The following is a 24,829-nucleotide window of genomic DNA, read 5'->3' as shown; positions in this document are numbered from 1 at the left end:
GAGGTGGAATGACCGTTTCGGATCACATCACTCGTTTCAGAACAGCGGGGACAAACTACATCAATCTTTGCCATCAATCATCCAAAGGGCGAAGAATACCACAACACTAAATATGCGTCACGACCGCCAATCGATAACATTAATACCAATTCAGGTAATATACCGAACAATAACAACAAATAAATTAGCTATTCAGGTAAGTATGATATTCATACCCGTCAGATTAAACGTATCACCTTTCCCCTGATACGTTTATCTGGCAGGCAGTAAAATAATATTATTTAGTTTGAATAACGCGCTGCGACTGACTGATACTCTTCCATCGAACTCACTTTCGCTTTTTCATCATATTCAGGCTTCCATATAATGGCTTTACCCGGCACGTTATCTTTCTCGAAAGTGGTCACATCCAGATTGCCGTCACTAAAAGCCATATAACTGTTGATCCACATCCATTCGTCATAACTCAGCGAACTGTCCGCCGTCAGGCAGAAGTGCTCCACCATTTCAGTGGTGTCCGGCTTACACACTACGCAGCGGATCACATAGCTGCGGATCATACCACCAGTACTGACCGGTGCCGCCATGGAGGTCAGCACCGCCTGAATATCCTGCCAATTAAACTCTTTTTGCACCGGCTTGGTTACCCGAAAGAAAGGAGAGGTAAAAAGCCCTTTGGTACTTAAATTTAATAAAATATAGTCATAGATATATACCTTCCCGGTTTTACGGTTTAACCGGATAGGACAATCTTTGGGCGCAAAGATGGAATAATTTAATAAAGTGGCAAAAAAACAAAAGAAAACAAACGTGCAAAAACAAAATGCAGTGGAAAATATAATAGATTCAATCTGTTCATCTGTATCAGGGTGACAAATGATAGAAAATATATCAAAGAAAAAAAATGAAAATGCAAAAAAACAAAAAAACAGCATAAATCCTAAAAGAGCATAAACAAGATAACTACCATACCCCATACCTGATGTTCGCCGAGATAATTCACAATAGTCATCATTATAAAAGCGCAGCTTTTTATTACTGGATAATCGTTCACTTCGACTATAGATCCCTTTATACAGATCTTCCCGCCACATAGAGAGCTGAGGTGTGTATTTTGATGGCATATTATTATCCCTGCTGTTGGTATTCTAAGCGCATTGGCATAGGGTTAACTTCTTTACCTTCTGCCCAATAATTAAGGAAACAGTGTAGTTGTTTTAAGCCGGATATTTCGCCAATCTTCTGTTCAATGGTGAATATACCTTTATTTTTTTCACTTATGCCATAAGTGTGTTTTTCTGCATCCGAAGCCTCTTTGGCCAGTAGCAGCTTATGCCCTTCAGGTATACCGGTAACGGGAATAAATTTAACCCTGTCTGATGCTTTTTCTATCGTCAGGCGAATCGGTGCCCCCTGATAGCACTCAATAATCACTTCCCCTTCAAAGGTGCTCTTTTCGGTATACTGTGATAAACCAGCTAGCAGATAAAGAGAGCCATAAAAATCTCGACTCATAGTGTCTGCAGCTACCGGATTGCCTAAACTACTCATCGGATCAGATACCCTTGCGTACCAAGGAACTTCTGGATAAATGGCATTGATTAATTTCTTCTCTGACATATTTTTGGCAACAAACAAATAGCTGCCAGAAATACAGGCAAAATAGTCATTGATAGCTTTACCCACATCTGCTTCTGTCGCTTGATAAGGAGCACCCTTTTCTGTATGACTGTGCTTACCAAACAGGCAACGGTTAAGCCACAGTTCAATAGGTGACCAGTTATCTGACTCTGAACCTGTAACGACCATATAGGCACCTAAAATAGCTAAACCAATTGCCACTAGTAACCACCCGATCGGTGTAGCACTGGCAAAAATGGCAAAATATAATAATATTCCCCCCGATAATACGCTTAAAACTCCGCCTCTCATTAGCCATTTACCATCGGACTTATCTCCGCTTTTATACATCTTCATTCCAGAACAAAAGTCCACAACCCCATCCAATATCGCCACCCCCGCTAAAACAACCCCCGTCCCCTTTATAAAAGAGCTGGCCCCCGGGATCATCTGCGAGAATATTCCCCCACGACGTAACACACCAACAACTTTAACCAGTTGTGCTCCCATCTGGCTTATCATTATTCCTGAAGTCAACAACGCCTTAGCCATACTGGCAACAATCTTATCGTGTTGCGCTTTGGGTAACTGTTGCTGTTGAAGCAGCTTACGGTTTGCATTGAAGCTCAACATTTGCAACAGCACCATAATACCGTTGATCACCGCCGCTTTGCCTTCCGCTATAATGGCCCTACGTCTAACTTGTTTTATTGCATTCAACATTTCATCCGCAGTCAGGTCTCTTGCTAACTCCACCGGTACCCGCATTTGAGCACCGTCGATCTGGCTGGCCTGCACCAAAGAGGAGCTATTAACCATTCCCCCACCAGAATTCTTATGCGCCGTTAAAAACTGCTCTAGGTGCTGCATGCTGGCAAAATCATCCGCAATCAACACCATTTCTATTTTAATTTTATTATTTAATACGTTACTTGAATGGTTACCCTGAATTTCCCAGTTACCACTGGTTTTTTTAACTTCAATAGTTTGTCCACCACTTCTGACCGATACGGATTTCTCTCCCTCATACGTGGACATCACTGCCCGATATATTTCAGGTAAATCCCTGATTCGGGCATTAAAGGTAAAACGCCGGGCCTCTATATTAGAAAATGCCTTAACCGCTTCTTCAAAGTGCCCTTTCATTAATGCGCTATTAATTCGTTTAGCACTTTCAGGCCCGTTGGCTATGCCGGCAACACTCCAGCCCACCAGTTCCTCAAACGCGGCAATAAACAGCGTTTTATTGTGATATGGAATATCCGCCAACTGTGATGACGTATCGACGCCTTTCGATACATCACCTATTTTTTCCTGTGTTTTATCGTTATCATCCAGTTTTTCCTGCAATAACCAGCTCCACAGGCTCTTTTCTCCCCCGCTTAACACATGGAAATAGAAAGTCTTATCGTTGCGCATCAAACTATCCCAAATTGCATATTGTTCGGGAAGTTTTGCCAGTGTCACATTACCTTTGAGCATTGCGATAGCATCATCAATATACCCTTTATGGGCATCCAACCCATCTGACTCACATTCAATCAACCAGAATTCAACGCTGTTATATCTCTTCACCTTAATCGCTTCAGTGGAGGGTTTTGACTCGCTGCCAAACAGCCAAGTCACGTACATCAGGTAATCGTAATTATGTTGCTCAATTTCAGACAACAGCCTTTTAAATGCGGCGTTATTATCCTTTTCAAAGGTATCAAGTTTATCGGTGGAAAGTCGCTTCTGCAGTTTTTCCCACTCTTTTTTAAAGCCAAACTCAGCGGCCTTTTCTGGCGTAAGAACCAGCCGGGTCTTCGGCGTCAGGCTAGAAACTTTATCCGTTGGCGGTAAAGTAACTTCCTCCCAGCCTTCGCTCAACAGTCGAGCTTTTTCCTTGGCATTATAGGCATCGCCTCGGGGATCTCCGGTAGTGGAAGAAAAATCCCGATATTGTGGTTGAGTAAATTTTTCGTCAAAGTAGTCTTGTAATCCGGATTTATACCCGTTAATGCAGGACATAATCTTGCGTCGATATACCAGATCTTGTTTAAAATAATCAGGTACTCTAGCTGATGTTAATTTTGCCGATGTATTGGGAGGGTTTTGGAAAACTTTAAACAATTCTTCACTGAGTTTTTTTAATGGCAATTTGCCATCCAATGCCCGGTCCATATAACTGTCAATCGCCGATTGCCCATTCCTCTTATTCCCCATCGCATCAGTATTTTCAGCGTAGTCTTTAAACGCTTTTTGAATATTATCGTCCATTAATTTGGCCTGTTCCCAAGCTGGCATAATTAATGGTTCACAATTTATCAGACGCTGTTTATTAAACTCTTCTGCCAATCCAAAGGTATCCTCAACTAATACCACTCCGACTTTACAGTTATTCTTTTTAGCCAAATGTGCAGCAATATTATTTAATTTATCTTTAGTGCCTTTTTTAGCCAGAGAATTAAAGTTGTGTGCCGTGTCAAACTTACCTTTCAGCGTTTCATTCTCAAACTCTAATAATTTAATTTCACCGTTTATCAATTTATCAAAATCAAAACTTCTGCCGGGCGATAATTTAGCTGGTTCAGCCTTTGAACCATCATTAATGGTCACTTGAGTAAAGCGCGTTAAGTCCGCATCTGCTGATGTATATTTTAAACGCACCTTCTCTGACCATGCCCGCCGACTGTAGGCAACCCATACCGTTTCTTTATGGATAGACATATCAACGTTAATAAATAACGAAGGCAAAGTGTGATCGTTCTTAACGCAGCTTTCAGCTAACGGTTTAACATCGGTTTCATGCATTTCTTTAACAGTGCGGTAACGAAAGGCGCCATCAGGCGTTACTTCATATCCTAAAAATTCTTTATTTCCACCTAACTTAGTCTCTACCAGAACATAAACATAACCGGTTCTTAACGTTCTTAGTACATATTCATGTGCTTTCAACGTCTCTTCCGGTTCTCTGTCGTTCAATGACGGAATACCAGCCGACCAGTTAATACCATTTAGCTGTTTTTTTACCACTGACTTTCTAACTAAAAATAGAGGAAAACCTAAACGTTCGCAGACACCACAACCACCGTTAGAAATATCCGCAGCTTTTTTAGCTTCAACACAATTTGTTTTATGATCGCTCATCGATGAATCCCTGTTATTTGCTGTCCAGTGATAAAAAAACATGCTCATCTAACTGACTAAATCTTTCAGCTAAACTACCTTCATCTTTCAATACTGAGGCTATTTCCGCTGAAAGTTTCGGACTGTTTAATAAGTTACCGTACTGCAGTGAATTTAAAGAAAATACGAAGTTATCCTCTGTATTTAATAGTCCAATATTCCGACCTGTTCTATATATTTCAGCAACGTCCATCAAACGACGTTCAGTCAAAGGTATTCCTCTTTGTTCACACAACTCATGCCATGCTAAAAAAAGGTGGAGGATCTTTCGGGCCTCTCGCTGATATAACTTAGCCTCTTCGGTAATAAAAACTTCCCTATCCAATAGTGAATAATCCGTCTGACGGATAGTCTTTAAGCCCGATGTGGCAGAGAAATAGCTGTAAGTTTCAATATCTTTTAATGCAGAGATTAACCACTCAGGACAAATGGAATTTCCTTCCTGAAGTAGTTGCATTCTGAAAGGCTCAAAATAGGGAACAAAAGACAGGCCCATCGTTCTCCCCATTAATAGTCCAATATCAACAAGACGCTCTGACAGAGTTTGAAGATTAACTTTGCTGGTTATCCAGCTACATACATAACGCTTTGTGTATGTACTCTCTTTTCTTGCCCAATTCAGACTGTTCCTGATGAGTTCGATATCAACATCTTGACTGGGATTAGCAATAATCATCAATTGAGGACACGATAACGGATCATAAGCAATTTCGGGACGCAATACGGGCATAACCCGGTTTTTACCTAACATTTCCGTTAATGTATCTATATGTATTGGGCTTAGATTTCCCATTGGTACCAACGGGTCAAGCAATAAGTAGCGATAGAGAGAACGGTCATGGTTTATAACGGATAATAATGCATCCATATTTATAAGTTCTCCTTACAAGAGGACCCAGCAGGCAGCACTGGCGCTGGCGGTGAATAACTTTCAGGTCCAATAATATTGAGGCTTGCCATTTTCACTTTCAGGTCCCCAGGTCCAATAAACGTAATTCCCCCACCTTCCATCACAATGGCGGCCCCATCACATGCCAGCGTCAAACGATTCTTTGCAACTACCATGACTTCGCTATCCGTACTGGTAATCACCATATTCTGCTTAGAGGTTAAATGCATTTCATCATCTTGAGCTTGAAGTTCTAACTTACCTTTACCGGCAAAAATTTTGATCCCCATTTTATTGGCAAACAGGCTAATAACTTCACCGGCTGTGACAACAAAACGCTTAAAGGCACTGATATCAACGGTATTCTGAGCCGTTTGAATGATGTTTTCACCTGCCGTATTTTGAATGCTCGAAGGGGTAACTGAAGCAATTCCGGCTGGTGCATAGGTTAAAACCGCCTGGCCTTTTAAGGTATCAAGTGATGATTGTAATAATGCACTCTGGGCTTGAAGGTCTGCCAGCTCCGCTTTCGCGGCTTCTGCCATTTGATTCAGTGATTCCACCATTTTGTGCGCCTGCTCTAATTCAGCAATCACACTGTCCATCGTTAACTGTTGCTTCTGAGCTTTTGGCTGTTCTTCCGCACTAATAAACAGCCCTTTCCCCGCCCGTATCGCGCCCCACTCATCGGTGCGCAGCTCAAACCCTTCTCCCCGCTGTTTCCGTTCGGCATCCACCAGATGCCCCATATTCAGCTGGGTTTTGCCGTATTCGGTGGCGACTTTGATGTGCTCTTTGCCGCGCTCGTCGTCCATTCGCAATTTGTTATTGGCTGGGGTGCGGATCAGGTTGCGTTTATGGTTGGCGAGGGTGACTACGTCCCCATGACGGGAGTCGTGCATGGCGTGGGCGATATACGGTCGGTCGGGGTTGCCTTCGGTGAAGGCGATAGCCACTTCGGTGCCGTCAATCAGCGGGAAGTGGATGCCGTAGGTTTCACCGGCGTAGGATTTCGCCAACCGCATCCACAAACTCTCTTCCCCTTTACGCCAGTTGTCGTTCAGGTCGAAGTCCATCTTCACCCGATAGCGACCCTGTGCGTCGATATAACTGTAGGTGTCGTTATCCGGGCTGGTGACCCGAGCCGGTAAGGTGCCGCTGATGGTCGGCCAAGGCAAACGAGCTGGGCGGTAAGGGCGCAGAACGTCGTAAGGAATACCGGTGAAGCTGATGACATAGGCCTGTTGACGGTCGCCCTGCGTCTCTACTGAAACAATCAGAATGCCGCTGCCCGCTTCCGCTATCGGTGAGCCGGACACCGTGAGTATCTGACCCGGAGCCAGATGGGATAAGGTGGTCTTTCCGCTGATGGTGATTTGTTCGGTCATAAAGCGCTGATGGCGCAGGCGAGCGTACCACGCACCTTGACCCACGCCCTCGGGCTCTTCGCTGGCAGCAGCGTCACTTTCACTGTCGCTGCCGCTCAAGCCATTGAGCAGGTCCCCACCTTTATCGGATAAGCCTCCCAGCGAACTGCCGACGCTGTCGAAAGCCCCTTTGGCCTGACCCGCCATGTTCTGTACCGTACCGGTCACGCCGGAAACCGCTGAACGAGCAGTGGAACCCACTGAACCCGCGGCAGCGCTGGCGATATTGCCCATACCCGCAGCCGATGTTCCTCCGGCGATACCCGCTGGCGAGGGTAATGAAACCCCACCCTTAACGCCGCTGACCGCACCGCCCACCGAGCCTGCCACGCCGCTTAACTGGCTGACGCCGGGGATATCCCCTAAGCCGTTTGGCATCATATTGCTGAACTGGCCGACTAAATCATCCTGTGCATTGGCGTGGTTGGTGTCTTCGCCTTTGTCGCGATAGTGCTCACCGTAAACATAATGTTGACCGCGGGTGGTGTTATCTTTTTGCGCGCTGTTAACGTCGGACTTCATGCCGGTTTGGGCGTTACGGTAGTTGTAGTCTTGGGTCAGCACATTTTTGGGCACGGTCTTGCGGGCTACCGACATATCCCATACCGATTCCACCCCGTTGTCGTTATTGCCTGAAGGCTGACGATAGCTGGCGGTTGGGCCGTCCTGATATTGCTGTTCACAATCGCCAAACACCACCACATCACAGTTGTGTTTGGTGTGGGTTTCAAAGCGGAACCAGATACCGCTGTCCGCCAGCAACCGGCGAATAAAGGTCAGGTCGCTCTCTTGCCATTGAGAGATGTACTCTTTGACCGGGTAGCTTTCCGTGAGCTCAAAGCGGAAATCCACCCCGGTCATTTCGTGTTGACGCAGCACCTGCTCTACCACTTGGGGAACCGTCTGGTTCTGGTAGATGGCGCTGTTTTGGGTATTTTCCAGCAGGGCTAAACGCGGGGCCAGCGTAATGGCGTAACGGGCTTCGTCTGCCGATGTGGCTAACTGACTGAACGCGGTGACCACGCCGTATAAAATTCGGGTTTCGCTTTCACTACCGCCTAGTGAACGGGTGATACCGCTGAGGGTCGACAGGCTGGAGCCGGCTTTGCCCAGTAAGCCTGAGGCTTTACTGGCGATGCCGCCAACCGAGTCCGCCATTCCCCCCAGTTGGCTCATCGCCGAGCTGGCCTGATTCACCCTGCCCATGCCGCGACTCGCCATCTGGCTCACGCTGTTAATGGAAAAACCACCGGAAAGCGAGTTGGACGCACTGCCAATCTTGTCGCTGAACATCCCGCCAAAGGCGTTAAACGCGCTCATCAGTTCATTACTTAACTGACCGGCAACGCCGCTTAGGCTGCTGATACCGCCGGGCGCCAGCGTAAACACCGCTTTTTCACTCAGCACCTGTTCCATGCTCAGGCCGTGCTGCGCGGTAAACTGAATGTCGTATTGCCAAGCCTCACTCAGGTGTTCATGGCCCTGTACGCTTAACACAGAAAGTTGAGCGTTCAATCCGTCTATCGCCAACTGATAACGGTTGATGCCATCACCTAATGATGAAAAGCTGGCGGCTGAACCACTGCGGTTACTACTGCTACTCTGGCCGACCATTCCCCCAAGACCATAGGCCTGAAGCTCTTCGTCCAGTAGATCTTTACCCTTTGTTATCAGTTGGTCTTTCATTCCGTTATTCCTTTTCTGACTCGTAAACGCCCAAGGTTATCTCTGCTTCCGGTGCAGAATGTGTCATTGCGGTCGTGTCGTGTTCAATAATATCCAGCGTAATGCCTTCCTGCTCGCGGTAACCCAAGGCCAGCGCTTTGGCTTTCTTCTGCTGTGACTGCATTTGCAGCAGGGTTTGTGACAGTACCGGCAAAATTTGCTGATTCAGCAGGCTATCGATATTGCGGGCTCCGCTGTCCGGCAATAAACAGGCGCTCACCAGTTCGTCAAACAAACTCTCTTCAACCCGAAACTCAATGCCGTAGTGGCGCTGTAATCTTTCCGCCACGTTGCCCATTTTTATCGCCACAATTTTTCTTAACGCGTCGGCCCCCAGCGGGCGGTAAATCACGGTCTGGAAACGGGCCAGTAAAGCCGGTTGGAAGTGGTCGCGCAGAATAGGATGAATCACTTCATGCAGCATGGCGGTGGTCGCCTGAGGTTGCTCTTCCAGCAACGCCATCATGTAGTCGCTGCCGAGGTTGGCGGTCATCAGAATAACGGTATTGCGAAAATCAATTTCACGCCCTTCACCGTCGCGCATAAAGCCTCGGTCAAAGACCTGATAAAACAGGTTGATGACGTCCTTATGGGCTTTTTCTACTTCATCCAGCAGCACGACGCTGTAAGGGCGACGGCGTACCGCTTCGGTCAGGATGCCCCCCTGTCCGTAGCCCACATAGCCAGGCGGGGAGCCTTTCAGTTGGGAAACCGTATGGGCTTCCTGATATTCAGACATATTGATGGTGATCAGCGAGCGTTCACCACCAAACAGGCTATCCGCCAGCGCCAGCGCGCTTTCGGTTTTACCAATCCCCGATGGGCCTACCAGTAAGAATACCCCCAACGGTCCCTTCTCCGGGGTCAGGCCGGTTTTTGCCGCCCGTAAACGCTGGGCCAGCGATATCAGCGCTTCATCCTGCCCGATGACTCTTTCTGCCAGTTTGCTTTCCAACGTCAGCAGGTTGCTTTGCTCATCTTTCATCAGGCTTTCTAATGGAACCCCGGTCCAGTCGGCGATAACGCTAGCAACGGTGCGGCTGTCTACGTCCAGCGACAACAGCGGTACCGAGTCCTGTACGTTGTAAAGCTGTTGCTGAAGTTGGTTAATCTGCTCGGTTATCTCCTGCGGCGTTTGCGGTATATCCGTTTGGTTCAGCCAAGAGCGCAGCTCTATCAGTTGCTCAATAATTTGCTTTTCGTTAGTAAACTGTACGGTGCGCTGCTCAATTTGTTGGATCAGCCCTTGCTGCTCGACTTTAATCTTATCCAAACGTGACTCGGGGATGGCTTCCCCCAGTTCTTTATCTTCACTCAGGGCGATGTACTCGTACTCCCGTGCTGAAAGCTGTGCTTCTAGCAGCGTTATCTCTTCGGGAATAGTATCTAACCCCATACGCACTCGGGCTGATGCGGTATCCAGCAAATCCACCGCTTTGTCCGGTAGCTGACGACCCGTAATATAGCGGCGCGACAGTGAAACTGCGGTACGTACCGCTTCATCTAAAATATGAACCCCGTGGTGCTGTGCATAGCGAGACTTTAGGCCGCGCAGCATCAGCGCGGCGGTGTCGTCGTCTGGCTCATCCACTTTCACCATTTGAAAGCGGCGTTCCAATGCCGCATCGCGCTCAAAATACTGTTTGTATTCAGACCAGGTGGTGGCGGCAATGGTACGCAGTTCCCCCCGAGCCAGCGCGGGTTTCAGCAAGTTAGCCGCATCGGCTCCCCCGGCCTGATTGCCCGCCCCAATAATGGTATGGGCTTCATCGATAAACAGCAGGATTGGGGTGGGCGATTGCTGTACCGCGTCAATCACGTTTTTTAGCCGCTGCTCAAATTCACCTTTCACGCCAGCACCGGCCTGTAGCAAACCTAAGTCCAGCGTATGAATATTGACCGGTTTTAAGCTGTCCGGCACGTTGCCTTCGGCAATACGCAGGGCTAAGCCTTCTACCAGCGCGGTTTTTCCTACGCCGGGTTCCCCCACCAAAATCGGGTTGTTTTTACGACGGCGGGATAAGATATCCACCATCTGACGAATTTCTACATCGCGACCAAATACCGGATCGATTTTTTGTTCTTTTGCTCTGGCAGTCAGGTTGATGGTGAAACGGTCTAATGCGGTAGGCTGTGCCGGTGGTGGTGCCGTTTTATTTAATGTGCTGGCACCCGGTGCAGTTGGGGCGATATCGGCACTGGCAAAGTCAGCGCTCTCGTAAGTGGGTGCGTTGACCCGTTCCGGGCTCTCATCGGAGAGTTCGTCCAGAATGGGTAATAGACGCTGAAGCTGAACCTGAGAAACGCTGAGTAAAGGCCACGCGTCTCGGGCTTTCAGCCATTGGGGATTGTCGCAAAGCGCCTGAAGAATGTGGGCTGAACGCACGGAATCGGCTTGATTTTCCAGCGAGGCGATAAGCCAGGCTGACTTTAACAGCTCTTGTACCACGCCGGATAATACCGGTTTCTGCTGTACCGTATGGGGTAAAGTTTCCAGTTGATTGAGCAGTGCTTGCCATACGCTGTCCAAATCCAGCTCATAGCGACGAGCGATCACCGTCATATCGCCGCACCCTTGCTCCAGCAATTTCAGTAACCAATGTTCTAAAGTAATTTCTGGATGTGCGCGCGTCTGACACAGGCTGGCAGCAGCCTCTAACGCTTTGGCGCAATAGGGGTTTAATCGACGTAGTAATACGGAAGGATCGGTGATCATTGGCTGCTCCCTGGCACAATATGATTTTATCTTGGAGATAGATGCATGATTTTATCTTGGTGATAAATGCACCGGCAGAAGCCCACCGGTGCATCATGGCGGTAATGCCCTAAGTCATTGGAACCGTGGCAAGGCAGAAAGTGAACGCCGCGCCTGTTTCAAGGACGTCGGGAATTTAACCGCGACCTTCGTTCCAGCTATCAGCATGGATGATGTTGCCATCTTTATAAGTCCATGTGATTTTTTCGTAGCGCACTTCCACTTCTTCTAAGTGGTTGTAACGCTCTTTGCTTGGATCTTTGATGTTGTGCATGATGGGTTTGATAGAAACCACTTTCACGCTGTCCATCAGGGTGTTGAAGTACTCAACTTCCTGACCAGAATCATCAATACGGAACCATTTGATTTCAGCTGATTTCAGGGTTTGACCGGTGGTCACCGCTTTGTACAAATAAGGGGATGAAGAATCCACTTCTTTCACAAAGGTTAAAGGCGCATGTACGCGAGTACCGGTTAATTTGCCGGTGTTACCATCGGTGGGAATATGAACCTTATGGTCAAACTCAACCAGTTCAATACTGCCTTCACGTCCTTGAACCGTCACCGATCCCTTGATGTCTGCACCACCATCATCTTTAACAAACAGATATGCAGGAATTGCCATTACTCTCTCCTTAGTTTTGTTGAGATATCTGATGCCCGGCTTGTGGCTGACATGCCGAAGCGTCTGGCACCAAACTGATTTCCACCCGGCGGTTAGCCGCTCTTCCTTCTGCTGTCTCATTGTCAGCAATGGGTTGAGTTGCCCCGTACCCCTGAATGGCGAAACAGGTCTTCTCGATATCACTGGTGTGTATCATCCAGTCGCGGACCGATTCCGCTCTGGCCAGTGACAGCGTCTGATTACTTTCTGGATTTCCTGTGACATCGGTATGGCCCGCAATCAGAATCAGCCACCCCGGCTTGGCTTTAATGTTAATTAAAGCGTCTACAAGAATTTTGGTTGAACCACTTTTCAGTTGGGCCTTCCCGGCGTCAAACAGCGACATGCTGTCGAGGCGGACCAGCTTCGGTACGTCCTCTACCGGAGGCGGCGGAGGCGGTGGCTGGTAATTTTTAATCGCCACATCCAACGGCAGGATTAATCGCCCGGCGGTGTACAATCCCACCCCCAACCGTTCGGGTTCGCCTTCCCGGTAATACTTATCTAACAGTTGGCGGTCTGTTTTCAGCACATTCAGGCGGGTTAACTTTTCGTCATAGCTGTCCATAGCTACCTGCCGGTAGGCATTCAGATCGCCTGCGACATGTTGCAGCAATTGGCGGTTGTGATAAGCCGATGAGCATAATGCCATCGCCGCAAATATCGCCGTCAGTATGACCGCATGACACAGCGCCCTTTTCTTGGCCGGTAACGGACAGTACACCGGCATGTCTTCCACCAAGCGCTCTGGCAAGGCGATCGACTGATTCGTTTCAGCCTCCGCCGGAAGCGATAACGTGGTGGCATCGTGTAAATAGCGCTGCCAGACGTTTTCACTTTCACCCGCCAAACGGATGTTCAGGCACGCTACCGCCCCCGGTATCCACTGGGGAACCGGCTGTTGTGTATCATTGAGTACTGAAATGACCTGCTCATCCAGCCACTGTTGTAAGGTTTTCAACATCACCGCCAGATGTTGGCGCCGATGTTGATGCGGTTGCTCTGCCTGCTGACACCACAGGTTTAGCGGCGTGTGGCAGTCATCCAGAATACGTATTCCCGAACTCTGTTGATTCCACCAGAACCACGGCGCTGATTCTGAGGGTTCTTCACCCAGTCGGGCATTAACCACTAAGTACCCCGGCAGCTTGTAACCGCTGGTTTTACTGGCATCCGCCCATGACTGGCGAAAGGTTTGCAGATATCCTGCCAGCGACGGGCCGTTGATATATCGTTCAGGCGTCAGCGTGAACAGAACGCCTATCCTTCCTGCCATCTCGGGCCAGCGTCCGCTCAGGGCGTCTGCCGTCAGAGAGAGCGTCGACATATCCGGTACTGCAATCCAGATACACTTACCGCTTATCGCTACTTGCTGATTGTCTTGTTCCGCAAAGTAACGGGGGGTCGCATCGCCGGTGACGAATATCACCGGTAACCGGCGTCTCAGTCGCGCCGGCAATGCTTCCAGTTGTCCGTCTAGCGCATCCAGATAAGGTGATACCTGTTTAACCTGTTTGGTATACCGTAAGGTGCGCCACCCTTTATATCCGCTGACCAACAGCGTCAGCACACAACCTATAACTACCCAGCCGGTCGGCAAAGGTAGGAAGAACAGCAGCAGAGCCAGACAGAGACAGGTGGCATACAACAGCTGCACTCGCCAAGGGTAATCACCCACATTCACATCCTTAATTTCAATCCCACGTCGATTTTGCAATGCCGTCTCGTTGTGCAGGACGCCTTACCCCATCGATAAGGGGCAACCCGGGTATGACGCTAAACTATCCACTCCGCTTAAAGTCAACACCGCCGGGACTTTCCCTATTGCTGTGTAAGTTTCTCTCTCCTGTAAAACGCCTGATTAATTGCATAGATTTTCATACCGGTTGCCGTCACAGCGCCGGATTGAAACGTTGTTATGCATCCTGTAATAGCTGAACCAGCGTGCTGTCCAGATGCTGGCGTAACAGCATGTACAGTAAAATCACCGCCATCACTGAAATACCGGTCCAGAACAGCAACGAAGAACGACGCCAAAAGCCGCCTTTCCCCTGCACTGCGTTAATTGTTGGCGCGTTGTTACCCGTTGAAGACTTCGGCAACAGATCGCGTACCGCCATCACCAGTTGTTCTCTTTCCGTTTGTGGCTGTGCCAGATAACGGCCCTGAAAGCCCAACCCCAAAATGCGGTCGTAGCAAGCCAGCACGAGCAGAGCCCCTTCTGGATGACCAATACGCTGGCGAATGCGTTCAAACAGCTCATCACCGGCTCGATACGTTTTAAAGAAGGTGACCTGTAGCGGCGTGCCCTGCCAAACGTTGTAACCTTCATCGCTATTGCGTAACAGGACGGTTTCATCCAGTAAGGCACAGGCGGCGTAGCTGATGTCGTTAACCACGTCCGTGCTGCATTGCATGTCGGTTAAGCGTTTACGCAGTTGCTCGATCTGCTCTACGCAGCGTTTGTACAGCGCTTCCCCCTGTTCAACCACTGACCCCGCGCGCAAATGCACGACGGTCAGGGCGGTATCACGCAACAGTTCATCAATGGAAATAGTTTTCAGGTTTTGGCTCATGATTTAAGTACCGCAAACAGTTCCAGCGAAACGTCCGGCAACGAGCGCGGAACGTAAAACTCGCAGCAACGTGCCGCCAGCATGCTTTGCGCGGCCGAATGGGTTAAGTCCAGCGCAAAGTACTGGTTATCCAGCCGCAGCGGGATGGCTGCCGGTACATGACTTAATGCTTTTAGCGGAACGCCGGACAGCGCCGAGTTAATGATTTGATTCACATCGTCCGGAGAACCCACTTTGCACAGCACCGGCATCAGTTCCAGCAGTTGATGCGCCGGTAACGATGAGCGCACCGACAGGTAGAAATCGGTCTCTTCCGTCAGGCGGCTGTCTTGTAGGCGACCAGACCAGCGGGTTCCGTTGCTGTGAACCAGATCGATGGCAATCACCCTTGACGGTAAGCTGGCTTCCAGCAGTTGACCAATCAGTTTAAACAGCGGCGGGAATACCCTATCCAATTGGTTATGCTGATAAGACGGGATGGCCTCAACGTCATGCTCCAGCGAAAACGTCAGCAACGCGCCCGCCAGAGAGACCAGTTGCTGATACAGTCGCTCAGGATGGGTAACCGGGTACTGGTGCAGAAACTTCAGCAGCGGCTCATGGCTGTTCAGGGCATTGAGCAGCCAGAACAGTGACACATCCGCCACGGCAAACTCCGCCATTTGCTGATTGCGCTCACGACGCATTCCCATCAGGCGCTGGCGCTTTGACTGCACCTGCGTGCATAACATGTCCAGTTGTTGGGTCAGCACGCCATTACTGGCGGTGAGGCTCAGTAGCGGTGGTAAAAATGCCGGTTCAATGGCAAACAGGCCGTTAGCATCACGCTTTAGTCGAATCAATGGACAGGTGAGATAATCTCCCTGTTCTTCAAAATCAAACAGCAGCGTCAGTGCATAACGCTCAACGGCAATGGATTCATTCCCCTGACCGAATATGTCCTGCGTTTCGACCCATTCCTGCCGGTAGCGTAATGGTCGCTCCGAGTAGTGACCGTCCTGATGGCAGTTTCCACCATTAGCATGTAACAGCGGCAACCCCAACAGCACCGTCACATCATGACGATCGGCTGGAATGCTGTGTTTCAGATCGCGAGCCGGAGGCAGCGCATCAGAGACGTCGGTATCTATCCAACTGCCATCGGGAAAACGCACGCTTAAACTTTCGGCATTGAGTCTATTCAAGGCTAAAGCTTGGGTGTCAAACGTGACGCGCTGGACGCCCCAAGGATTAGCTAGGCCGAGCCTGGCAATCTGATCGTTACTAAACGCTTCCCATCGACTTTGCTGCTGGAATTGTTCCGGCGACAAAAACGCACCTTCGCTCCATAACGGGCGGTGGATCTTCATTATTTCAAACTCCAGATAAAATTAAGCTTTAGCCTTTGGCATTTGAGAAACCATCGATAAATTGATGTCCATGCCTTCAATCTGGAAGTGAGGAATAAGGAAGGTTTTCACGCGGAAGAAGCCCGGGTTATCCTCAATATCTTCTACGGTCACTTTAGCCTGACGCAGCGGGTGTGATGCTTGAACTTCATCACTCGGATCGGTCATTTCTGTCACCAGATTATTGATCCAAGCGTTCAGTTCTAGCTCCAGTACGCGGCGGTCTTTGGTGGCACCGATGTTTTCACGCTGAATCACTTTCAGGTAATGGGCAATGCGCGACAGCAGGAAAATGTACGGTAAACGGGCATTGATCCGGCTATTGGCGGTGGCTTCTTTGGTGTCATACAGCGCCGGCTTCTGGGTAGAGTTAGCGGAGAAGAAACACGCGTAGTCGCGGTTTTTATAGAATGACAGGGGAATAAAGCCCAAGTTAGCAAATTCAAACTCACGGGTTTCCGGGATCAGCACTTCCGTTGGGATCTTCACCTGATTGCCGGTGCCGAGGTCATACAGGTGGATCGGCAGATCGTCAACCAAACCACCCGCTTGCGGGCCACGTACTTGGACACACCAACCGTTACGCACGAAGCTTTTTACCATATTGGCGGCAAACGCAAATGAGGCGTTGGTCCACAGATATCTGTCGTGATCCGGCCCTTTTACCTCTTCGGTATAGTTGAAGTTACGCACCGGTACCGTATCTGGACCATAAGGCAGACGCGCTAGCACACGCGGCAGGGTTAAACCCACATAGCGGGAATCGTCGGTATCGCGGAAGCTTTTCCACTTGGTGTATTCAGCACGGTCAAAATAGTTGGCGATGTCTTTAATGGCAGCCACTTCTTCCATGTTGTTCTTGCCAAAGAATGCCGGGCCGACGGAGGCGATAAACGGCATGTGGGCCGCCGCCGCGACTTTAGAGATATTACGCAGTAATGCAATATCTTGCGGGCCACGGTCAAACTCAAAGTTAGAGATGGTTACGCCAATCGGCTCGCCGCCCGGGGTGTCATATTCCTGAATGTAGGTATGGCGGTAGAAACCGGTTTGGATGGTTTCTGGCGCATCTTCGAAATCTTGCTGTAGCGCTTCTTTAGACGCATCCAGCACTTCGATTCTGACGTTGCGGCGGAAATCGGTGCGGTCAACCAGAAACTTCAAACCACGCCATGCAGACTCGATAGACTGGAACTCTGGGTGATGCATGACGGCATCTAACTGCTCGCTCAGCTGTTTGTCGATTTGGCTGATATGGAAATCCAGCAGGCTCTTGTCCAGCTTATCCACTTTTTGCGCCGATTTCTGAACCATGTTCAGAAAGACGTTAACCGCCATGGTGACACGTTCGTCCGCCGAGGCTTCTGCCAACGCATCGTTGTCCTGAAACTTGACGATATCGTCAAATTGCGCCACCGGGGTGAGATTAATTTTATCGAACAGAGACTGATAGACGCTGCCGGCGTCTTTTACGACGGTGCTGGCTGTTTTAGAACTGGAACCTTGTGTAGAGGTAGACATAAACAATCCTTATAAAATACGTATCAAAGAGTCATGATTACTGAGAATCAGAGCCGCCGGGTAAAGAACCAATTGCTGCTAATTCGGCGCGCAGTTCGTCCGATAATTGCTCATCTTTTAAAATACGTTCCAGTTCCTGACGGAAAGTGGCGTTATCTAACAGGTTGGATTTCAGGTCGCGTAATAGATTACGCATGGCGAGTAGTGAACGTAATGCAGGAATTTGTTTGGCTACCTGCTCCGGTTCGAAATCTTTCATATCTTTAAAACTTAACGATACGTTGGTTTCTGAATCATCACCGGCTAGGGTATTTTTGATGGTGAGTTTAGCTGTAGGGTTTAAATCCGCTAATACGGCATTGAAGTTATTTTTATTGATGGAGATCTTTTCTCTTTCAGCAATGGGGCGATTTTCCTGACCGTGGCTATAATCGCCCATCACTAATAGTTTCAGTGGTAATTCAACTTTTTTCTGTGCGCCGCCGGTATGAAGATCGAGTTTAATATTTACGCGCGCTGCGGGAACTTCGTTTTGAAAGCTGTCAGCCATAGTCTTAGTCCTGATCCTTATTAGTAAAGTACACCACAACTACGTTCCCTATTTCCTTATGCATCAACTGCCTGAAATATCCGAGCGCTCGGATGAGGTTCTGCCTCATGGTCGATAACCGTGGTTTCATCTGTTGGTTATTGATAAAAGCGATATTCGATTTTTTGAATGACGTTATATCCGGGATGATTGAATTGAGCTTAATTAGTATGAAAAATGATCCGGCTATTAAGCTTTATATTGGGCGTGTTATATCAAAATTGGTTTTGGACAAATACCTGTCAAGGTTGACAGTTGACAACCTGAGACATTAATTTAATTTGAATTATTTACATTTAAATCATAGTGTTGATTGATGATCTTAATTTTGAAGAGATTGTGATTATTTTTAATTTTTATTAAAAAACCATCTAAAATTTGATTTTTATCAAATTTCACCTGCGGTCTAGCTTCCTTATTAAAAAATAAGAAAAAAACCGGAAAATAATTATTAATGAGTAAGCTTGGCTTTTAATTTTCTAAACCGGTCGTTAGAAGCAATCAATAAGCCCATTCATCATAGAAACAAACGATCAATCCAGCCTTAATAAACTGATAGATTTAAAAAACAATAAATCTTCCATTAATTCGGGGGGAAGTTTCATGATGCTCAGTATCTTGATCTGTCCTTGAATTTATTCCCACCTAATTACGCTGCCGACTCATAATCAACCGGGGACAAATAGCCCAACGTTGAATGTTTGCGACGGCGGTTGTAGAACACTTCGATATAATCGAATATTGCATTTATCGCTTCTGCTCGAGTGATAAATACCTTTCCCCTCATCAGTTCTGTTTTTAACGTGTGGTAAAAGCTTTCCATCACCGCATTGTCATAACAACAGCCTTTGCCGCTCATTGAGCAGATTAAGCCATGTTTACCTAACTCAGTTTGATAGCTATGACTGGCATATTGACTGCCTCTGTCCGAATGGATTATCACTTTTTTACCCGCCTGACGTTGTTTTACTGCCATGTTCAGGGCATCGATAATTAGGGGCGTTTTCAAACGTGCGCTTAAACTCCATCCAATAATTTTTCGACTGTACAGATCAAGTACCGTGGCTAGATACAGCCAGCCTTCCAAGGTTTTAATGTATGTAATGTCGGATACCCAGGCAATATTTATCGAGAAAGGATTGAAGTCACGTGCCAATAAATTAGGCGCAATGGGATAATCATGTCGACTATTTGTCGTCATTTTATAACGAGGTTGATTAGTGGCCTTCAGACCAGCCAGCTTCATCAGTCGACTAAGACGTGTCTTGCCATGAAAACGCAGTTCATCTTTCAAATCACTTTGTAAGCGCTTAATACCATAGGTTCCTCGACTGTCTTGGTGCAACGTTATCATTCTGGTTATCAGCAAATCATCCTGTTGCTTACGGGCACAAGGTGCTCGCCCACGCCACGCCCAGTAACCACGGGTGCTAATGTTCAACAGACTACAAAGGCGATTAACGGAATGGAAAGCCGATAATTGAGTGACCATGGCATATTTCACCGGCTTTCTCGCGCAAAAAATGCCGCCGCTTTTTTTAGGATAGTTTTATCCTCTTCCAGTTCAGCGATTTTAGCCTTAAGACGGCGAATTTCTAATTCTTGCTCAGAAAATTGAGGTGAGTTGGAAAATGCAGAATCAGGCTTATCCTGATACAGTTTTTTCCAGTTATAGAGTGTATTTTCTTTGATATCAAGTTCTTGATCCATACGAGCAACGGACTTGCCGCTTTCAAGCAGTAATGCAACGGCTCTACGCTTAAATTCAGGGGTATAAAGTTGTCTTGTCATAATAACCTCGCTTTCGTGTATTGATTTGAAAACAAGGTGGGTATTAAATCAAGGACAGATCACATTCCGTACACCCTGTAGTACCGGAAATGGCACACGCCGAAGGCCCGGGCAAGGGCCTATACCAGTTTCTGACAAATATGAATATAGGTTGCTATGGAATAACCAAAACTTCATCCTCAGCAAACCACTTACTCTTCCTAATTTGAGCTAGTGCAGCCGTTGGGTTGGAGGACCAAAGAACCAGGACAAGCGTCTCCTCTGCACGACTGCAAGTTACGTACAACAGCCGCAAAGTCCTGTCGATAGTCGTCTCCTTACCCAATGCTACATTTTCTTTGTCCCGCTTACTAAGCTCCATGCCACCAAAAATCTTGTCATAGGAAATAAGAGAACCACTAGCCATATCATCATCCATCACAACCATGACATGCATAAACTCAGAACCCTTAACTACCTGATGAGTTGCTAGTTCTGAAAGCCCTGAGAGGTAATTTCGATAACGCTTGAGTTGGTTCCATGGAGCAGAGAACAACGCGCACCATCCGCGACGCATTCTGGCCTGCTTGGATTCCTCTTCACCTCGCCCTGGTGCAGGAAGAGGTGGTGACTTATCGGCATAAGCTTCCACCAGACGGCGATCAATTTCAAACAAGTTTACGTCCAGGATCGGTGCTAGCACATCTTCAACGGTCGACTTCGGATTGATACAGGCAACAGCAAACGCAGTAATGGCCTTGAGCATCTCATCTGCACGATTGAGTCTTGCGGCATTGTCATCCGGCATATTTTCGAGACATCCATACTGTCGAAAAATTTCTGTGGCCTTAAACTCGTCCACACTACCGTCGATACCTACGCAATCCTCTAATTGTGCAAGCTCGTTAAGTAGAAATTGTACAGCAGAAGGCCCCTTATTATCACCACTACCAGACGGCGCAGCGGCATTTGGATCCAGCAGAACCATTGCTTCATACGCGTCGAGAAACGAGCCACGAGTGGCAACCAGTTTATGCTCCAACGCAAGCAATTGGTATTGACCTTCATTCCAGAAGGTTATCCCAGTAGCCTCATACATCTGTTCTGCACACCAGCGCTCACCAAGAACCTTTCCCTCAGGAGAACGCGAAGTGTCACCCACGAAGATTCGAACCGCCCCTCCGGCCTTTTCTGTTCTAGAATGCTGAGCCACGCCATTTACAGGCTGCGTTCGACCTTCAAGCTCAGCTTCCCAGATTCGGTTGATTAACGTGACTATTCGTCGCTGGCTTCGATGATTCATTTGCAGCTCGGGTGTTGCCCAGTTTTGCGGAACAAGACTTGGAAGGTCAACATGCCCATCCGGATAAATACGTTGCCGGTGATCACCAAGCAATCCAATAGCTAAATTTCTTCCCTCCCGCCCTGCAAGTTCCATCAAGGCATCAAGCACGCCCTTCATAGTATCCTGAGACTCATCAATAAGTACGATGGGGTGACGGTCTTTAAGAATGGTTTGGAGCGTAGATTTATTTCGGAGTAGCCATGCTGTCACGTCGAGAACATGGTTGTGCGCTAGCGCACCAGAACCGTACGTATTACGATCAGGATGGTAAATGAACACATCAGTAGCTCTGAAGTCCTCGATATCATTCTTGATTTCGTCAAGATCACGTTGCTTAGCAAATGTGATGCCTTTTGGTTTAGCTTGCGCCTCGGCGGTCTCTTTAGCGAGCTGAGCTTCTTTTATTGCAATAAGCGCTTCTCGAATATCATCGTTGAACCCATTGATAAGCTCCCAGCAAAATGAGTGAATGGTAGAAACACTGACTAAGTCGTTGTCACCGAGACGTGCGTTAATGACCGAGACGGCATTCTTGGTGTACGTCACCACCTTAATTGAACGCCCGTACATTCTCAGACGCAGAGCCAATTGCTCGCCCTTCTCATGCTCAATAACACCAGTAAGCCGACGAAGAACTTCAACCAGAGTACGCGTTTTACCAGAGCCCGCACCTGCAAAAAGGAAATAGCTACGGGGAGGGGCTTCCGTGAGATAACCGCAGATCTCCTCGACTACACCAGCATCGCGGTCATTGTCACCTAAGATTGAAACCGCGGTCATGACGTCAACTCCAGGTTGGGTTCTAGCTGTGTCTGGAGCCATTCCAGCGCATCCGTAATGTATTTCGGGCAGACAATCGGCTCCTCCGTCGCAATCATTTCAAAGATGCTTGCAGCAAAATCTCCTTTATTAAACGAGCCATGCATAAGTGTGTGCAGAGCCGCGAGTAAGTCCGGAATATTTTCACAATTGGCAACCCGTCGAGCTACTGAACCAAGCGCGCCTTTTGGTGGTTCAATTTTGTTACCATCACCATCGAATTTCTCATCCATCAAGCCCTTGAACCAAGAAATGTTCTGGAGAATAAGGGAGTCTTCAAAAGTACTAGGCCACTGATTACCTGCTTCTGCCACAGGCAGTTGCCAAGCGAAACGCACAAGGCATTCAGCAACGTCTTTCCAAACAAGTTGAGCTTCTTCTGGATTCTTGAAATCATCAAGCTGTTGAAGTTTCGGGTGCCATCTGCGTAAAGTTGGGTTCCCGCATTGCAGCCCTGACTGACCGGTGTTAGCCACTGCAACTAGAATAGTGGTCGGTTCACCATCCTTAGTTGGCTTGCCAGCTTTCTCTTCGACAGGGTCGACATCGGTGATGATTACTGTGGGAATACGGAGTTTTTCTACGAGTGGTTTGAGCCGATGAGCATGGCTACCACCGATGTCGAGGAAGGACAGATAACGGCTATTTAGTATTTCAAAATCTCTTTCTATGAAAAGCGGTACTAACATGCGCTCAGCAACGCCTTCCACAAATATTGCTGCATTAGCAAATAAAAGGTCTGTGTGTTGAACACGGAAATAGCGCTCTGCAAATTGACGGGTATTTTTATCATCACCGAAAACTTGTCCAAGATTGACCACCTCGGTAGTCGGCATAAGATTTTCTACACTCTTCGCAATACGACGGACGTACCGTAGTCGGTCGAAATTCTCAGCATGAGCAAGGTGGCTGGAATGAGTACTGATAATTAATTGGCTTTTAAGTCCTGATGCACCTTCGTCATTAGGGCTGATTAGCTCGTGTGCCTTATCTGGGAAAATACGTTGTACTTGAACATGGAGGTGTGCCTCAGGCTCCTCAATCATTACCAAATGAACGGGAGTTGGAGCCCCCCTTTCAGGTCTGAGCCTAGCAGCCCTGAAAGAAACTAGTTGATAACTAAGGGACTGGAGGTTCTGGTATCCCAAACCAATAGAATATTCGGGGAGAAGTTCTTCTAACGAATCCTTTTGCATGCTGTATTGAACAGCGGTTCCATGATCAAGCAAGTTAGCTGTTTGTATACGCGTGCGAAAATGAATCTCTTGAGGGTCGTGCAGACCTGGATACCCTAGTTTTTTAACATCTTCCACCGATGGAGCGATCGCTTCGTGAATTTTCTTATCCAGATCCTGCTGCGCCTCAGCAACAGCCTTAATAAGATCTGCTCGGTATCCATGGCCTGTTGTGGCAACATTTAGATGCTGTCGGGCAAATTTGAGAAGTTGATTGGAGAACATGCCAACGCGATGCGGGCCAGAAGCAGACCGAGAATCGGCTTCCTCGCTACCGAGCCCCCGCTGCGCTGCGACAAAGTCCACACGAATTAGTTTCTGCAGGTATTTGCGCTCAATTGGGCTGGAGTTATCGGATAACAACTGGGTAGAGTAAGTCTTTAGGCCGTCCAAAGGGTTATTATCAGCATTCAGCTTATATGCTCGAACTTGGCCCAGTCTGGAAGATTCCCGTAGCCAAAAGTCGAGGAGATCAATGGGCCAAGCAAGTGAATCTACCCCCATGTCTTTCACCGGCATTCTCGCCAAGTGATATGCCCAAGCTAACTGTTTCAAATCTTCAATGTTCGCCGCAGGTTCCAGACGCAGTCGGACACCAACTGCGCCGCCTTTCCAACTAAATTTTGATAGAAACGGGGCGACGTAGTGGAACATACCCGCCTCTGCATCAAACCAGAGATCCAGCGTTGGCATAGCCGAGTGTAAAATTCCGAGTTGCTCGATCCACTTTTTCTCGAATCCATCTACTGTTGACGGATCTTCCTCTAGCTCCTCCCAAGACCTACCAAGCGCTCGTAGCTTTGGCCACTGAGAGAGACTGATATCGAACGCGCCAAATGGAGAACCATCGGCAAGGAAGTGGCGTAGTGCAGCAAGAATTGATGTTTTTCCGCTGTTGTTGGCACCTACAAGAATCGTCGTCTTCTTGTCAACATCCAGTTGGACTTTGCCAAGTCGACGGAACTGGGAAAGCTCAATAAATCGAAGTGTTATGTGTCCGGGTAATGGCGTTGCGGCTACTGCTTCTGACATTGTGGCTCCTCTCTATCCGTAGGGGATGCACCAATCTATAACGTTAGGCGGCGTACCGTAAGCTCCAGCCCCTTCCAAGAAATGCTCTCTCGCAAGTGGCTCACTTAGTTAGAATTAGAATGGCTAGTTATATTACCGCCCTATCAAAAAAATACTATTGGTACATTTACTAGAAATTACGGTCGTGACGCATATTTAGTGTTGTGGTATTCTTCGCCCTTTGGATGATTGATGGCAAAGATTGATGTAGTTTGTCCCCGCTGTTCTGAAACGAGTGATGTGATCCGAAACGGTCATTCCACCTCC

The 24,829-nt window shown here is 48.0% G+C and carries 17 protein-coding genes; 1 reads left to right on the top strand and 16 read right to left on the bottom strand.

Going from position 1 to position 24,829, the window contains the following annotated elements:
- The 16 genes from LPW36_RS15240 to LPW36_RS15165 form a co-directional block, all read right to left on the bottom strand.
- On the bottom strand, positions 1–74 hold a 74-nt coding region (locus LPW36_RS15240; protein WP_338085967.1), incomplete at its 3' end, for an IS1 family transposase.
- A 207-nt stretch (positions 75–281) separates the two neighbouring features.
- Positions 282–935: a DUF6708 domain-containing protein gene (locus LPW36_RS17875; RefSeq protein ID WP_338085989.1), complete on the bottom strand. Its 654-nt coding sequence runs from the start codon at positions 933–935 to the stop codon at positions 282–284.
- Between the two features lie 193 nt (positions 936–1,128).
- The gene (locus LPW36_RS15230; RefSeq protein ID WP_230610981.1) at positions 1,129–4,749 is read right to left on the bottom strand and encodes a T6SS effector BTH_I2691 family protein; all 3,621 of its coding nucleotides are present in this window, start codon (positions 4,747–4,749) and stop codon (positions 1,129–1,131) included.
- 13 nt (positions 4,750–4,762) lie between these two features.
- The gene (locus LPW36_RS15225) at positions 4,763–5,656 is read right to left on the bottom strand and encodes a hypothetical protein (RefSeq protein WP_108899321.1); all 894 of its coding nucleotides are present in this window, start codon (positions 5,654–5,656) and stop codon (positions 4,763–4,765) included.
- Positions 5,657–5,658: 2 nt separating this feature from the next.
- On the bottom strand, positions 5,659–8,790 hold the full coding sequence (locus tag LPW36_RS15220; RefSeq protein WP_230610978.1) for a DUF2345 domain-containing protein: 3,132 nt from the start codon (positions 8,788–8,790) through the stop codon (positions 5,659–5,661).
- 4 nt (positions 8,791–8,794) lie between these two features.
- Complete coding sequence (gene tssH / locus LPW36_RS15215; protein WP_108899971.1) at positions 8,795–11,545, bottom strand: type VI secretion system ATPase TssH; 2,751 nt, start codon at positions 11,543–11,545, stop codon at positions 8,795–8,797.
- Between the two features lie 175 nt (positions 11,546–11,720).
- Entirely contained in the window at positions 11,721–12,209 is a 489-nt protein-coding gene (locus tag LPW36_RS15210) for an Hcp family type VI secretion system effector (protein WP_108899318.1), read from the bottom strand.
- 10 nt (positions 12,210–12,219) lie between these two features.
- Positions 12,220–13,926, bottom strand: coding sequence for an OmpA family protein (locus tag LPW36_RS17870; protein ID WP_230610975.1), 1,707 nt, complete (start codon positions 13,924–13,926; stop codon positions 12,220–12,222).
- Positions 13,927–14,164: 238 nt separating this feature from the next.
- Positions 14,165–14,824 (bottom strand): type VI secretion system protein TssL, short form, encoded by a 660-nt coding sequence (gene tssL, locus LPW36_RS15200; protein ID WP_230610973.1) that lies wholly within the window; start codon positions 14,822–14,824, stop codon positions 14,165–14,167.
- Entirely contained in the window at positions 14,821–16,173 is a 1,353-nt protein-coding gene (tssK, locus tag LPW36_RS15195) for a type VI secretion system baseplate subunit TssK (protein WP_108899974.1), read from the bottom strand. Before tssK ends, tssL begins: the two co-directional genes overlap by 4 nt.
- A gap of 21 nt (positions 16,174–16,194) precedes the next feature.
- Positions 16,195–17,733, bottom strand: a complete 1,539-nt coding sequence (gene tssC, locus LPW36_RS15190) for a type VI secretion system contractile sheath large subunit (protein WP_108899314.1) — start codon at positions 17,731–17,733, stop codon at positions 16,195–16,197.
- A 37-nt stretch (positions 17,734–17,770) separates the two neighbouring features.
- Positions 17,771–18,283: a type VI secretion system contractile sheath small subunit gene (tssB, locus tag LPW36_RS15185; protein WP_108899313.1), complete on the bottom strand. Its 513-nt coding sequence runs from the start codon at positions 18,281–18,283 to the stop codon at positions 17,771–17,773.
- Positions 18,284–18,971: 688 nt separating this feature from the next.
- Positions 18,972–19,814 (bottom strand): IS3 family transposase, encoded by an 843-nt coding sequence (locus tag LPW36_RS15180; RefSeq protein ID WP_230514038.1) that lies wholly within the window; start codon positions 19,812–19,814, stop codon positions 18,972–18,974.
- Positions 19,815–19,822: 8 nt separating this feature from the next.
- Positions 19,823–20,113 (bottom strand): transposase, encoded by a 291-nt coding sequence (locus tag LPW36_RS15175; protein ID WP_230610971.1) that lies wholly within the window; start codon positions 20,111–20,113, stop codon positions 19,823–19,825.
- Positions 20,114–20,267: 154 nt separating this feature from the next.
- Positions 20,268–22,217 (bottom strand): UvrD-helicase domain-containing protein, encoded by a 1,950-nt coding sequence (locus LPW36_RS15170; RefSeq protein WP_230610969.1) that lies wholly within the window; start codon positions 22,215–22,217, stop codon positions 20,268–20,270.
- On the bottom strand, positions 22,214–24,523 hold the full coding sequence (locus tag LPW36_RS15165) for an AAA family ATPase (protein ID WP_230610967.1): 2,310 nt from the start codon (positions 24,521–24,523) through the stop codon (positions 22,214–22,216). The genes LPW36_RS15170 and LPW36_RS15165 overlap by 4 nt, the downstream gene beginning before the upstream one ends.
- Positions 24,524–24,754: 231 nt before the next feature.
- On the opposite strand from LPW36_RS15165, the gene LPW36_RS15160 reads away from it, so the two are divergent.
- Positions 24,755–24,829: IS1 family transposase (locus tag LPW36_RS15160; RefSeq protein ID WP_338085967.1), on the top strand; the 75-nt coding region annotated here is incomplete at its 3' end.

Source organism: Limnobaculum eriocheiris (genome assembly GCF_021010575.1).
In the GTDB taxonomy this organism is placed as follows: domain Bacteria; phylum Pseudomonadota; class Gammaproteobacteria; order Enterobacterales; family Enterobacteriaceae; genus Limnobaculum; species Limnobaculum eriocheiris.
This window is presented reverse-complemented; position numbering and strand designations above follow the sequence as displayed.